11 protein-coding genes are annotated in these 13,404 nt (G+C 42.5%); 3 read left to right on the top strand and 8 right to left on the bottom strand.

All coding sequences use genetic code 11. The features are described from left to right. Positions 1 to 7: 7 nt before the first annotated feature. The 5 genes from DV872_RS05165 to DV872_RS05145 all read right to left on the bottom strand — a co-directional run bounded on the left by DV872_RS05165 (position 8) and on the right by DV872_RS05145 (position 7,415). Positions 8 to 3,139 carry a glycoside hydrolase family 38 C-terminal domain-containing protein gene (locus DV872_RS05165; protein WP_114628792.1) on the bottom strand — a complete coding sequence of 1,044 codons (3,132 nt, stop codon included), beginning with the start codon at positions 3,137 to 3,139 and terminating at the stop codon, positions 8 to 10. A gap of 5 nt (positions 3,140 to 3,144) precedes the next feature. Further along, a complete protein-coding gene (locus tag DV872_RS05160) occupies positions 3,145 to 4,323 on the bottom strand; it encodes an aminotransferase class I/II-fold pyridoxal phosphate-dependent enzyme (RefSeq protein WP_114628791.1) in 1,179 nt (392 codons plus the stop codon). Continuing rightward, the gene (locus tag DV872_RS05155; RefSeq protein ID WP_114628790.1) at positions 4,320 to 5,156 is read right to left on the bottom strand and encodes a carbohydrate ABC transporter permease; all 837 of its coding nucleotides are present in this window, start codon (positions 5,154 to 5,156) and stop codon (positions 4,320 to 4,322) included. Before DV872_RS05155 ends, DV872_RS05160 begins: the two co-directional genes overlap by 4 nt. Then, positions 5,153 to 6,037: a carbohydrate ABC transporter permease gene (locus tag DV872_RS05150; protein ID WP_114628789.1), complete on the bottom strand. Its 885-nt coding sequence runs from the start codon at positions 6,035 to 6,037 to the stop codon at positions 5,153 to 5,155. Before DV872_RS05150 ends, DV872_RS05155 begins: the two co-directional genes overlap by 4 nt. Positions 6,038 to 6,128: 91 nt before the next feature. After that, a complete protein-coding gene (locus DV872_RS05145) occupies positions 6,129 to 7,415 on the bottom strand; it encodes a sugar ABC transporter substrate-binding protein (RefSeq protein WP_230391427.1) in 1,287 nt (428 codons plus the stop codon). A 220-nt stretch (positions 7,416 to 7,635) separates the two neighbouring features. Here DV872_RS05145 and DV872_RS05140 point away from each other — a divergent pair, with 220 nt between their 5' ends. Then, positions 7,636 to 8,709 (top strand): GntR family transcriptional regulator, encoded by a 1,074-nt coding sequence (locus tag DV872_RS05140; protein WP_158546842.1) that lies wholly within the window; start codon positions 7,636 to 7,638, stop codon positions 8,707 to 8,709. A gap of 5 nt (positions 8,710 to 8,714) precedes the next feature. On the opposite strand, the gene DV872_RS05135 is transcribed toward DV872_RS05140, so the two are convergent. After that, entirely contained in the window at positions 8,715 to 9,944 is a 1,230-nt protein-coding gene (locus tag DV872_RS05135; protein WP_114628950.1) for a Gfo/Idh/MocA family protein, read from the bottom strand. Positions 9,945 to 10,057: 113 nt separating this feature from the next. Between DV872_RS05135 and DV872_RS05130 the strand changes: the two genes are divergently transcribed. Then, entirely contained in the window at positions 10,058 to 10,906 is an 849-nt protein-coding gene (locus tag DV872_RS05130) for an AraC family transcriptional regulator (RefSeq protein WP_114628787.1), read from the top strand. A gap of 26 nt (positions 10,907 to 10,932) precedes the next feature. Here DV872_RS05130 and DV872_RS05125 read toward each other — a convergent pair whose 3' ends face one another. After that, positions 10,933 to 11,952 (bottom strand): low specificity L-threonine aldolase, encoded by a 1,020-nt coding sequence (locus DV872_RS05125; RefSeq protein ID WP_114628786.1) that lies wholly within the window; start codon positions 11,950 to 11,952, stop codon positions 10,933 to 10,935. Between the two features lie 90 nt (positions 11,953 to 12,042). Here DV872_RS05125 and DV872_RS05120 point away from each other — a divergent pair, with 90 nt between their 5' ends. Then, the gene (locus DV872_RS05120) at positions 12,043 to 12,648 is read left to right on the top strand and encodes a helix-turn-helix domain-containing protein (protein ID WP_114628785.1); all 606 of its coding nucleotides are present in this window, start codon (positions 12,043 to 12,045) and stop codon (positions 12,646 to 12,648) included. A 55-nt stretch (positions 12,649 to 12,703) separates the two neighbouring features. On the opposite strand, the gene DV872_RS05115 is transcribed toward DV872_RS05120, so the two are convergent. Continuing rightward, positions 12,704 to 13,237, bottom strand: a complete 534-nt coding sequence (locus DV872_RS05115) for a dihydrofolate reductase family protein (protein ID WP_114628784.1) — start codon at positions 13,235 to 13,237, stop codon at positions 12,704 to 12,706. Positions 13,238 to 13,404 lie beyond the last annotated feature (167 nt).

Genomic DNA, 13,404 nt, shown 5'->3' with positions numbered 1-13,404 from the left:
CGGGAATTTATCTGTAAAATTTAATTGTCTTTATCTCAAAACTCTTGAAATCAAGAATTAACTCAGAACTCAGTGTTTCAGATCCTGAAATTTCGTCCTCCAGCATATTTGTAATACAGTAACTGCTGAAATTGAAAAAATGATTGATATTCAGCACTGTATGCAGAGGAGCACCCTTAGTCTCCCAGACTCTCAGGACTACCGAATCCCCATCTTCACCGATCTTCAGGGATTCCACCATTATATCATCCGATGAAAAGTGAAATAATGGGTCTTGAAACAGTTTTGATCTACTTATCCCGAGTGACTGGGCAGGTATGTTCAGATCCCAACCCTCTTTTATCACTGCAGAAATATCGTCACTCTCATCGGGATAAAAAGAGTATGTAAACTCATGAATACCCCGATCCGCTTCAGGATCGGGAGCCGAAGGAGAACGTAGCAGTGTCAAAGAGATTGATCCCCCGTCAACACGGTAACCGTATTTACAGTCAGAAAGAACTGCCGCCTGCATACGGGTATCTGCAATCCTTGCCCACTTATGTGCACAGACTTCAAACTGAGCTCTATTCTGATTATAGTTCGTATGACTGTCTCTCTTAACATATCCGAAAGGAATATCAAAAAGAGCATCCCGGCAATTCAAAGATGTCGGAAAATCCACCCGCAGAAGCCTGTGCCTCTCCTGCCAGTCGACAGTAGTGATAAAATCGATCCTGGGACTGTGGGCGTAAAAGAAAATATCCTGTGTTAAAAGGGATGAGTCTCCAATATCCAGAACCTGACGTAACTGCAGGCAAAGGCTACCCGATGAGAGAACTTCACGGCTTAACAGGGTTCCGATTCTTCTCTCCTTCAACCTGTAATCTTCCTCAATATCCCAGGCATCCCAGTTAACCGGAAAATCCTCACAATAGAGAAACTCATTAAAAGAGCGATCTGGAGATATGAGCTCCCTTCCCGATTCTTTCATCACGAAGGAGGAAAATCCTCCCTCATTATCAAGAGCTATAGAATAATAGGGTGACAGGATCATATGATCCTGCAGCACAGGGCTCTCTTCTTCGGAGATGTAATCTTTGCAAAGATTATCAGCCCCCCCTAAAGACAGGCCCTTCAGAGACACTCTGGCTGCCGTATAATCCTTACCATTCTGATCAACCAAGGTCTGAACGGGAAAGGAGGAGCCCTCATTATTACTGTCAACTCTGAGGGTGGTAATTCTGTCAAAGGGAAGGGAATTAGAAAAAGTCAGCTCTTTTGATTCCTTATCAGAGATAAGGACCTCATCGGTCTCATTCCCGAGTTCATCCATCCTTTCTTCAAGCCTTCCATATTGCTCCAGGGCCTCTACATTGACCTGACGTATGGAAGTTCCAGGAAGAATATCGTGAAACTGCATTGTCAGAAGAGTTTTCCAACACTCTCTGAGCTGATCCTTATGTTTTTCGATGACCTGCCTGCCCTCTTCAGAGTTCTGGAGAAAGAGACGAACCTCTTTCAGTTCAAGTTCACGTATTTTATATTCAAGTTTTCTGTTGAAACGCTTAATTCCGGCCTGGGTGGTGTATGTCCCTCTATGAAGTTCAAGATACAGTTCACCCCTGAAAACCGGCAGTTCTTCTTCATTCTTTCCTATTTCATCCAGAGATTCCGATAGTCCTGACCAGCTGTTCCGCGGCAGTCCCTGCAGGTCATTCATCCTTCTCATCATTTCTAGATCAGATCTCATGGTTCCACCACCGCCGTCACCCTCACCGATGGAACGATAAAGACTCTCCTGGCACTCCTTATGCTGAACCTTGTTCCAGGACTCCAGGATCTGCTCGGGATTATTTCTCCCTTCATAGGCCGTTGTGATAAAATGAGTCGGGATTTCTGTACCATCTATCCCTTCCCAGCGGAATAGATCATAGGGAAAACGGGTTGTATCATTCCAGCTGATTTTGCTTGTGATAAATCTCCTGATACCGCAGCCCTTCAAGATCTGCGGCAATCCGGCTGTATAACCGAAAACATCAGGGAGCCACAACACATCAGAGGTATATCCAAAGAGCTCTCTTGTGGTCTGACGCCCGATAAGAAACTGTCTGATTAAAGATTCTCCCCCCGATAGATTACAGTCTGCTTCGACCCACATCCCTCCGTTAGGTTCCCACTGCCCTCTGTCAAAAGCAGCTTTGACCCTCAGAAAGATATCCGGATAATTTTCCTTTAGATCAAGCATCTGTACGGGCTGTGAAAACAAAAATCTGAATTCGGGGAACTCTTCCAGATAAGAGGCCATATTGGCACAGGTCCGCGCACATTTCCTGGATGTTTCTGATAGGGGCCAGAGCCAGGCATGATCCAGATGGGCATTCCCCTGAGAGAAAATTCTGGGTGCCAGGGTTCCATTTTTACGCTCTAAAAGAGATGAAACTTTATTTCCGAGGTCCAGACATTTAGTAGATAGATCCTCATCCCCTGATGTAAAATCAAGCTGAATAAGAGCTTTGAACAACTCACCATATAGACGGGTTCTCAGCAGACTGCCCTCTTCCTGAAGAGACGCTGTCTCGAAGAGAACCTTAGCATTATAATAAAGATCGTAGACCGGGGCATTTTTAATAAGAAGCCGAGGCTCTTCAAATATTAGAGGATAGGATTTCTGCCTCATTGCCACAGTGGTCATAACCCGGGGGCCGTCATCAGGATGGTATCCCGGAAACAGATGGCCCGCCCAGGCTTCAAGAGCAAAACCTATTTTGCCATCTTCCTCAAATTTTTCATTCAGCCTGAGTTTCTTATGAAAAGGATTCAAAGCACCCGCCGGAATCCCTGAGAGGAAAACCAGTGTATCAGTTTGAGTGTCGGCCCTCAGAAAAATATCATTGACTGGAACACCTTCTGTATTTTCAAATTGAGCCCGGAACCACCAGGTCTTGTTTTCCTCACCCCATGCATAAGGGAATGCTGAGATGGAATTCCATGAAATTTCGGCATCATCAGGTACCTGACGAAAAATAGTATCAGTCACCCCATATTCCCAGTCCAGGGTGATCGCGCTGCCGTTCTCATCCCGGAGTTCAGTGTATTTTCTGGAATCAAGGAAAGAGAGATACTGCCTGATTCTTGCTTCGGTTTTTTTATAGAGCATCCGGACTATACCACATCAAGAGCCCTGGAAAGATCATCAAGGAGCATACTGCTCTCCTCCAGACCTGCATGGCATCGGATCAGAGATATACGATCATCAGGGATCTCGTCATTATCATCCCATTTTACAGCAGCCGGAAAAACAAGGCTTTCATATCCACCCCAGCTGACGGCTCTTTTAAAGTATTTAAGAGTATTAGTGAAGCGTTTAATATCCTCGAGATATCTACTTTTCAATCTGAATGAGAACAGACCGGATCCGCCCCTCATTTGAAGGCAGGCCAGGTCATATTGGGGAAATTCCGGAAGAAAAGGATATAGGACAGACTCCACTTTTGGATGATCCGCAAGAAAACCACAGAGAGTCTTTGCATTCTCAAAATGAACAGGCATACGAATATGTAAGGTTCTGAGGCTGCGCAAAACAAGCCAGGCCATTATTGGATCGGGAGCCGGTCCGTTTACAAGGAATTCATCATTGAATATTTTCTTAACATCATCATTACTTCCTATTATGATTCCACCGACAACATCCGAGTTGCCTCCCAGATACTTGGAAACAGAATGGGTTACAATATCAATTCCCATGTCAAGGGGATTTTGAAAAAGCGGAGTTGCCCATGTGTTATCAATCACCGTTTTAATCCCTTTACCCCGGGCAAAATAGGCAATCTCTTTCAGATTCTGCAGTTTAAAGGTAAAGGTGGTGGGACTCTCCAGAATAATCATTTTTGTTTCAGGGCGGACAGCCTGTTCAAAATCGTCAAGACAGGATCCCTCTACAAATGTGCATTCAATTCCGAAACGCTTCAGATAGGTATCAGCCAGATATCTGGTCCAGGTATAACAGTCTTCAACAGCAATTATATGATCTCCCTGTTTCAGGAAAGCTGAAACAGCCATAGTCATGGCGGCAACCCCCGAGGAGACAAGCTTTGCCCTGCCCCCTTTTTCAAGAGCAGCTACTTTATCTTCGAGAAGATTGACAGTCGGATTGTTTCCCCTGCTGTATAAAAAACTTTTACTCTCATCAGCCAGGGCCTTCTGAAAATCATCATAGGATGAATAACAAAATATAGAACTTTGAAAAATTGGAGGGCTTACAGCACCGAATGGCTGATTTTCCTCTCCCTGGTGATGCAGAATGGCTGTAATATTATCAATTGTATCAGGTATCAGGCTCATCCCTTTACGCTCCCTTCGGTTAATCCGGCAACAATATATTTCTGACCTATTCCGAATACAAGCATAGTTGGAAGAAGAGCTATTATTATTCCGGCACTCATGACGTCCCAACTTATTCCAGCTTTAGAAATAAAGGAGTTCAAGGCTACGGGAACTGTCATTTTTTCATCAGAAAAGAGCAGCATTACTGCCAGGAAGAGTTCATTCCAGATATTGATGAATGCAAAACTGAATATAGCCGCCATACCTGGCAGAGTTACGGGTAAAATGACATGAAACAGAGATTGCATTGTACTGCATCCATCAATCATTGCGGCCTCTTCAAGACTTGCAGGAATACGGTCAAAAAAACTCTTGGCCATTATGGTGGAAAAGGCTACGACTGTTGCCACATAGACAATCCCCAGCATTGGGAGGCTGTCGATCAGACCCATCTTTGAAAGAGTGGTAAACAGAGGAACCATAAGGATGAATGTAGGTATTGTCTGAGTGAAATAGAGGGACAGAAGCAGCCGCCCCTTCACTTTTTTTACCTTGTAACGGCTTAGAGCAAAACCGCTTGAAACAGAAACCATCATTGCCGCAAAAGATGCACAGAGAGAGATGGTTATTGAATTCAGAAAATATCGGCCGAAACTCGAAAAAGAAAACAGTTTCCTGTAACTCTCCAGAGTCGGGTTTTCAGGCCAGTATCGAAGAGGCCATGTATATATTTCCTTAGGTCCCTTGATGCTTGTAACAAAGATCCAGTACAGGGGTCCGATAGCCAGTAATAGAAACAGTAGAAGAGCTAAAGTCCGGAGAATCCTTTCAGGAAGAGATTTCTTAATCATACATCCCCCTCCTTTCTGGAACTCATTTTCAGATAAAAAGATGCATATGCGAAGAGTAAAACCATAATAATGACACCGATTGCCGCACCCTGTCCGTAATCGTATTCCTTAAATATTTTATTAATCATCTGTGTGGCAAGGATATTTGTACGGTTTACCGGTCCGCCGTTGGTCATCGCATAGATAATATCCGGAAAGTTAATGATCCACATTGTCCTGAGCAGTGTTGTACTGATAATAGTGGGACGGATATAAGGGATAGTTACACTGAATAACTGATGAAACCTTCCGGCTCCGTCAATTGTTGCAGCCTCATAGAGTTCACCGGGAACTGACTGAAGCGCTGCAAGGAGCATAATGCCGAAGAAAGGAATACCGTACCAGACATTGGCTATAATCACCGAGATCATGGCGAGTCTGGGGGAAGATAAAAAACCCACAGGCTCTTTCAATATCCCCGAACGGATAAAGATATCATTCACTAATCCGAATTGCCCATTGAATAACCAGGCCCAGGTGAGCCCTATGGCAAAACCGGAAAGTGCCCATGCATAAAAGACAAGTCCTGAGTAGAGGCCCCGGCCCTTGAAAGGATCTTTCATCAACATAGCCAGAAGGAATCCCAGGAGGAACTGAAGGGCCAGAGAACCCACAACCCAGACCAGGGTATTTCCAAGGATCTGAAGGAATCTGATATCAGGATTTGTGATCACATTTATAAAATTCTCGAATCCGTTGAAATGCAGGTTTGAAAGGTCAAACATATTATAGCTCTGAAAGGCCATTGTCGCACCTTTAAGAACTGGAAGATAAATAAAAAGGATTAGCAGCAAAGCGGCAGGTACAAGCATAAACCTGTGTGTATTGCGCTCGGAAATCATGAAATCTCCTTCATAAATCAGGGCGTTCAATATTAAATATGGAACGCCCTTTTGAATTATTTTAAATTATTTTGATGATAGATTCAGGCAATCAGTATTCCCAGTATCCTGACCATTTAGCAATGGCTTCATCAACTGTGATTTCTCCAATGAGAAGTGACTGCATATACTGTTCCTGGACCTGTGCCCAACCTGGGTATTTGGGAGAATCCAGAGGGTATTTGATGAAGGAATAAGTATCTGTATCAGACATTGTTGTTTCCCATGCTTTGTAAACACCTGAGCTGAAATAGGGATCAGAAGCGTATGATGCACCGTGAATGGGTAGAGGTCCGTATGCTTTACAGAACTCAGCATTCTTTTCGGCACCGGTCATATAAGAGATGAAATCCCATGCTTCGTCAGCCTTCTTGGTGTAGCTTGGGATACCCAGTCCGGCAAAACCGTAATCCAGATAAGATCTACCGCTCTTACCTACAGGAATAGGAATGACAGTATAGTTTTCTTCTCCAAGCTGTTCATTAACCAGTGCAACAGTATCAGGGTCTTGAATAAGGAAGGGTGTTGTACCTGAGATAAAGGCATTTACCTGCTCATTAAAGCCCCAGTTAATACCATCTGAGGGAACTGCATTCCTGAAAAGATCTACATAATTTGCAACAGCTTCTCTTGCAACATCATTGTTGAAAGAAAATTTCCCGTCAGAGGTTTTGTAAACATTGGCAGGATCGATATTATCAAGATCAGAAAGGATCATAACATCAGAGATTTTGAAGGAACTTCCTTTTCCACGGAATCCGAACCCGAACTGAGCTGCATTTTCACCGGAAATTGCAATTGCCATTTCATACATCTCTTCCATTGTGGCAGGCATCGTGTCATAACCGTACTGTTTAAGGATGTCAGTTCTTACAAACAGAGCCTTTACAAAGAAAAACTGAGGAATCAGGTAGGGAGTATTATCAACTGTTCTGGCAGCTGAATTAGCCAGAGGCAGAAGGTCTCCTGCTTCATCCCAGTCCTTGAGATACCCACTGAGATCCATGAGTTTGCCATTATTAACAAACTGTTTAATAGTATGATCTCTTACTTCTACTACATCCAGATCCTGATTTGAAGTCAGCATCAATGTCAATTTGTTGTCAGCCTGCTCGTAGGGGGGAGAAATTAAATTGATCTCCGCACCGGGATTAGCCGCTTTATAGTCATCGATAATGCCCTGTATTGTTGCTGTTCTTCCGGGGCTTGTCATTGTCTCAAAAAAAGTCAGAGAAACCGCACCGTCACCAGCTGCATCCTGTTGTCCACCAGCGAAAAGGGAAAATCCTGCAACACAGAAAATCAACCCCAGCATGAAAACCTTATTCATCTTAGCCATTAAAACACTCCTTTGGTATAACCATATCGTGATTTGGTACTACCATTCTTGATTTGCTTTGCTCATTTGTCAAGAGAATTTTATATAAAAAATCATAATACTAGATATGTTCAACCTTCAAGAGGCAGTAAAACACTGTCTCAATTAAGTTTAGCTTGTTTTATTTTAAAAAAGTGGTATACTTTCATTATATTGGTACTACCACTTCATGAGGCTAACAATGAAAGAGCTTAAATATCAGCAGATTTGCAGAACTATAAAGGCACAAATTGCTGAAGGATTCTGGAACCCGGGTGACAAAATCTTCTCTGAAAGACAATTGGCAGAAATTCATGATGTCAGCCGTCTGACTATAAAAAGAGCTCTTGCAGAACTTGTTTCAGAAGGCTTGCTGGAATATAAAACCGGGAAACAGGGAACTTTTGTAGCTTCAATAAAAGATAAAACAAAAATAGAAGGCGATAAGAATAATGAAGGGTTTATTGTTGTTGCCGTAGATAACCACACTCCTGCTTTTGCATCACACATTCTTCAGGGTATCCATGAAGGTCTATGGGAAAACGGTTATCACACGGTCTATTGCAACACTTATCAGGAAGGTGAATCCATAGTTGACCAAATACGATCACTCATCACCACAGCCCAGATCAAGGGTCTCATATATACTCCGGTATTAGGTCCAAGGGCTGACCATACAAACAATGAGGTTATAACGCTTCTGGAAAGCAGGAAAATTCCATATGTTCTTGTAGATCGTTTCCTTATCCATCGTGAAGATAACCGGGTAGTATTGAATAACAGAGAAATTTTCCGGTCTCTGGCTGAATTGCTAAAGAGTGAAAATCTCAAGAATATCCTTCTTGTTAATGGCTTTGATGCAACAAGTTCAAATGAACGGGTCCAGGGGATTCTTGATATCTACTCTACCGGGGATTCTGAGTTTTCATGCTATGAATTAGTTGTTAATGAGAAAGAACTATATCTCAACAATAAACTGTCTGATGCCGTTTATCATGAAATTGAAGAAAGGGGTCCCTTCTCGGCCGTTATTGGTATTAACCAGCAACTCCTTGATGCAGGTAAACAAATAGTTCAACATTTAAACATGGAGTGCCTTACGGCTACAATCGTTACCAGCAACAGAGAACAATACAGTGATATTTCCGTTGTTCAACCGATAACGAGGATGGGAAAAGAAGCAGCCCTTCTTCTTTTGAGATTAATCAAAGATCCTGAAATGCCCATAACACAGCTTGTTCTAAAAGCTGATATTCTTGATAACAGAAAAATCTGAAGGCATCAGAGCTCGATCAGCTTCCCTGTCTGCATAGCTTCTTCAGCTGCAAAAGCCATAAGGTGGCTCTGAACAGACTTTTCAAGAGAACTTGTCAGAGGCCTTGTTCTATCATTCAGATGAAGAATCAATTCCCTGACAATGCCATCATCTCCTCCGCCATGACCTGTTTCAGATGCATATAGAGAGACAGTACTGACTTCAGATGTCTCAAAGTCATAGATCTTGATTTCCCCTTTTTCCATATTCCCGCGGATCTCTCCCTTATTTCCCATGATCTTGATTGTTCGGGAGGTCTCATTGGTAAAGGCACTCATTGTGAATGTTGCAGGGATGCCATTGTCAAACACAAGATTCAGAACCTGCTGCTCCACAACATCATTATCACAGGCATATACACATCGACCGTAGGGACCTTCTTTTAATGCCTTACTGATTCCTGAAACTGTAAGGTCGGTAGTGAGTACACTGACAGGCCAGTCGGTGTTACCATTCAGATAAACCTTTGGTCCATAGTAAGGACATTCGGCATGATGGAAACAACCATCCAGACAGCGATCCGGAGCTCCTGCCGGTCTGTTCTCCGGGAGAAAAACTCTACGGGAGCCGAATGAAGATATTTTTTTACAATTTTGACCGGTAAGGAAAAGCAGAATATCCATGTCATGGCAGCTCTTGGCCAGGATCATGGGAGAAGACTCAGTCCTATTTCGCCAGTTACCTCTTACAAAACTATGGGAGTAATGGATGTGGCCTACATTCTCATTATGGGAGATCCCCTGTATTTCTCCGATTACACCGGAGTCCAGCTGCCTTTTCATCGCCGAGAAGAAGGGGGTGTATCTGAGAACATGAGCCACTGCTATAGATACATCATATTTTTTTGAAGATTCCAGCAGCAGGAGAGTATCCTCCCTGGTGACAGCAATCGGTTTTTCAAGAAGTATATGATACCCTTTCTCCATCGCCTTAATTGCCGGTTGTACATGCATTGTGTCCTGAGTACATATAAAGACTAAATCAGCTTTTTTCGGAGCATCCAAAAGTTCTTTCCAGTCAGAAAAAACATTGCTTTCATCAAGCTTAAAACGGCTGGAGAAGTTTTTGCGGCGTTCCTCTCTCGGCTCCGCAACAGATGTAATTTCAAGTTCATGGGGGAATTTTTCTGCATATTGTGCATAAGCATCCACGCCCCTGTTTCCTGCTCCTATAATTGCTGCCCTGATCTTTTTCATATACTCAAACTCCCTGATCACAAATTCATGTATAAATATAATCCAATATAAAATATGATAAATAAATAACATAAACGGATTGATTCTTATCATTTCCGGCACAATAATTAGATATGAATTATGGATCACTTATTCAGCAGGCCCGGAAACTGAAGACTCCGCATGATTACTACAAAGGGATTGGAAAGATAACATTCAGTCCACCTCAGAATATTCTTATCTTCTACAGAAATGGATTCAAAGAAAAAGAACTTGGGATAGATACCAACCACCACTATCGCCATGTTCTTATTTTCAACTGCGGGGATGTCATACGGCTGATGATTGACGGTTCACTCTCTACTTTGATGGAAGGACAATATATTCTCATCTTCCCATATCAATATCACCGCTTTCTGAATGATGCACAGAAGGAGCTATCCCTGCTTTTCATCACATTTGATATGGAGGAGGACCTACCTCTGCAATCAATGAGAAATCTCTGTCTGCCATACAGGGAGGATCAGGTTGATGCACTCGAGAGGGCGACATCCCTGTATCACGAGAATAAGGGAAATGAGCTGACATACCGGCTTGCTGTAATTCTCAGTAACCTGAAGGAGAACCTTGATCTGAAGACTGTTCATCTTCTTCATGATGCCTATGACCGCTCACCCATAGTATCGAGGATCTGCTGGCTGCTTTATAAAAAGAGAAAAATATCAATAATAGAACTGAGCACCGAGCTCGGCTATTCAGAAACTTATCTGAGACGTCATTTCAAAGAAAAAATGGGTATTACTTTAGGACGCTTCATCCTCGAAAGCCGCCTTACCGAGGCTATGAAGTATATCAGTACTACGGATAAAACAATTTCAGAAATTGCAGTACTGACCGGTTATGAAAGCATCTACTCCCTGAGCCGTTCTTTCAAGAACCATATGGGCATATCACCAAGTCAGTACCGGAAGAATCAAAAATAGCATTGTTCTTATCAGCTGAATCCCTATTACTTTTTCAGATCATCTAAAAAACAATCAACATACTTCTCTTCTGTCTGCCATGAACATATCAGTCTGACAGTGATCATTCCATCTTCAGATTCTTCCCATCTGTAGAAATGGTATTTCTCTTCAAGCTCAGAGACAACTCTTTCAGGAAGGACAGGAAAGATCTGATTTGTATATGATGTAAACTTAAGCTCATGACCGGCTTCAACAATGCCCTTCTGCAATTTTGCAGCCATTTTATTGGCATGTTCTGCCAGATCAAAAAAGAGTCCATCCTGAAACAGGGCCTGAAACTGCTGCCCCAGGAATCGACCCTTAGCCAGTATGGCACCACGCTGTTTCATTAGATATCTGAAATCCGATTTCAAGGTATCATTACAGATAACCAGGGCCTCACCGAAAAGGGCACCGTTTTTTGTTCCGCCAATATAAAAGGCATCACAGAGAGCTGCTATATCCTTGAGGCTCATATCACTCTTTGCAGAGCAGAGAGCCGAACCGAGTCTGGCACCGTCAAGATAGAGAAGAAGCCCAAGTTCATCGCATAGTGCTCTGAGTTCTTTCAGTTCATCCAGACTGTAGATAGTACCGACTTCTGTTGACTGAGAGATATAGAGAAGCCTTGGTTTTACCATATGCTCAAAATGATGTTCCTGTACTACCATTCTGACCTTATGAGGGACTATTTTCCCATCATCAGAATTCAAAGGAAAAACCTTATGTCCAGTTGCCTCGACAGCCCCTGTTTCATGCACATAGATATGACCCGATTCTGCAGAAATAACAGCCTCATGAGGACGTAGAAAAGCAGAGATTGCTACAAGATTAGTCAATGTACCGCCAACAATAAAGTGAATATCAGCCTCTTCACTCCCAATCTGATCTTTTAAGAGAGCCCGGGCCTTCTCACTATAGCTGTCCTCTCCGTAACCTTCATCCTGGAATCCAGCGGTTTCACTCATCATTTTAAGTATCTTCGGATGACCACCGTCTGAATAATCATTTTTGAAACTGTACATATAACTCTCCTTTGCTTCTATTGTTATCTCATGATAAAATAGAACGAATATTCACAAAACGATATTGTAGATATTTGATCGTTATATCGAATGTACAGATTAATCCAGGATTTGGCAAGTTATAAATCAGCAGAGAGCGGGACCATGAAAGAGATAAATACAAACATAGGTGAAAACCTGAAGAACATCAGAAAACACAGATCCATGACAATAGAGCAATTATCAGAAGGTTCGGATGTCAGTAAGAGCATGATCAGTGAAATTGAAAGAGGAATCAGGAATCCTTCGATCACTACAATTTGGAATCTGGCCAACTGTCTGAAAAAGCCCCTAAATTATTTCTTGACAGGCTCGGACAAGGACAGCCCTGACATATATAAAATAAATGAGAAGAACAGCATCCATGGAGACAGTTATACCTTCAATCCCCTGATGGACTTTGATGAAGATAAGAAGTTTGAACTTTATTTCAATGAATATCAACCCGGCTGTATAACCGAAGACTCTACACACTTTGAAGGTGTTGAAGAATTCGTGATGATCTGTAACGGATCTTTGACTCTGCATCTGGAAAATAAGGAATACACTGCCGCCGAAGCTGAAGTTTTTCACCTGAAAGGTCATAGAAAGCATCACTACAGTAATTCAGGAACTGAGGTGGTAAAGGCCTTTACTATTATGTATTACAGTAAGTAATTCAGAATCTATGAGAATAATCTCTCAGCACCACTCTCTATAAGGCCAAAATCATCTATCGTTTCCTTCTGTAACGGGAGGAAACCAGCTCACCCAGAAAAGTCTGTGTTGAGATATGTTCAAACATAAGATGCTCTGGAAGTGATCCAAAAAGAGACACTCCCCCCCCAAGCAATATGGGGATTCTTGTGATTATCATTTCATCAATGAGATCTTCTGCCAGGAAACTCTGGATTGTACTTCCACCATCAATATATAGATTTTTATACCCCTCTGCATTAAGCCTTGATATAATTTCAACAGGACTCCCTTTGACAAGCTCCACCTGATTATCTAAACCACCGGGCAGTGTGCTGAGGCTATTGCTTAATACAAAAACCTTTTTCTCATACGGCCAGCCGACCCCGAACCCTAATACGGTCTCCATGGTCTTTCTGCCCATAAGGATTGCATCAATACTATCAATGAATTCAGCCCAGCCCATGTCATCCTTATCCGGATTCGGAACAGACTCCAGCCAGTCGAGCCCCCCATTTCTGTCTGCAATATATCCATCTATACTTGTTCCTATATAAACAATATTACTCACTAACGATCCTCCGGGATGGTTTCGATTTTATTATATATTATCACAGCTGTCCAAGATAAAATTGCTTCATAAAAACAGCCCCATTTGACCATCTGAAAAAAACATTGATTCTGCCATTGGTTTTGGCTTATTCAACCATAGCCAGATATCTTTTTTCATGAACAATA

Source organism: Oceanispirochaeta sp. M1 (assembly GCF_003346715.1).
Lineage (GTDB): Bacteria > Spirochaetota > Spirochaetia > DSM-2461 > DSM-2461 > Oceanispirochaeta.
The sequence above is the reverse complement of the archived record's forward strand: the minus strand, read 5'-3'. Positions and strand labels throughout refer to the sequence as shown.

Excerpts from the sequence above, each read along its gene's own strand:
- DV872_RS05155 (WP_114628790.1), bottom strand. The coding sequence starts at position 5,156 with ATGATTAAGAAATCTCTTCCTGAAAGGATTCTCCGGACTTTAGCTCTT.
- DV872_RS05135 (WP_114628950.1), bottom strand. The coding sequence starts at position 9,944 with ATGAAAAAGATCAGGGCAGCAATTATAGGAGCAGGAAACAGGGGCGTG.
- DV872_RS05165 (WP_114628792.1), bottom strand. The coding sequence starts at position 3,139 with ATGCTCTATAAAAAAACCGAAGCAAGAATCAGGCAGTATCTCTCTTTC.
- DV872_RS05125 (WP_114628786.1), bottom strand. The coding sequence starts at position 11,952 with ATGTACAGTTTCAAAAATGATTATTCAGACGGTGGTCATCCGAAGATA.
- DV872_RS05160 (WP_114628791.1), bottom strand. The coding sequence starts at position 4,323 with ATGAGCCTGATACCTGATACAATTGATAATATTACAGCCATTCTGCAT.
- DV872_RS05150 (WP_114628789.1), bottom strand. The coding sequence starts at position 6,037 with ATGATTTCCGAGCGCAATACACACAGGTTTATGCTTGTACCTGCCGCT.
- DV872_RS05130 (WP_114628787.1), top strand. The coding sequence starts at position 10,058 with ATGAATTATGGATCACTTATTCAGCAGGCCCGGAAACTGAAGACTCCG.
- DV872_RS05140 (WP_158546842.1), top strand. The coding sequence starts at position 7,636 with ATGAAAGAGCTTAAATATCAGCAGATTTGCAGAACTATAAAGGCACAA.
- DV872_RS05145 (WP_230391427.1), bottom strand. The coding sequence starts at position 7,415 with ATGGCTAAGATGAATAAGGTTTTCATGCTGGGGTTGATTTTCTGTGTT.
- DV872_RS05120 (WP_114628785.1), top strand. The coding sequence starts at position 12,043 with ATGTACAGATTAATCCAGGATTTGGCAAGTTATAAATCAGCAGAGAGC.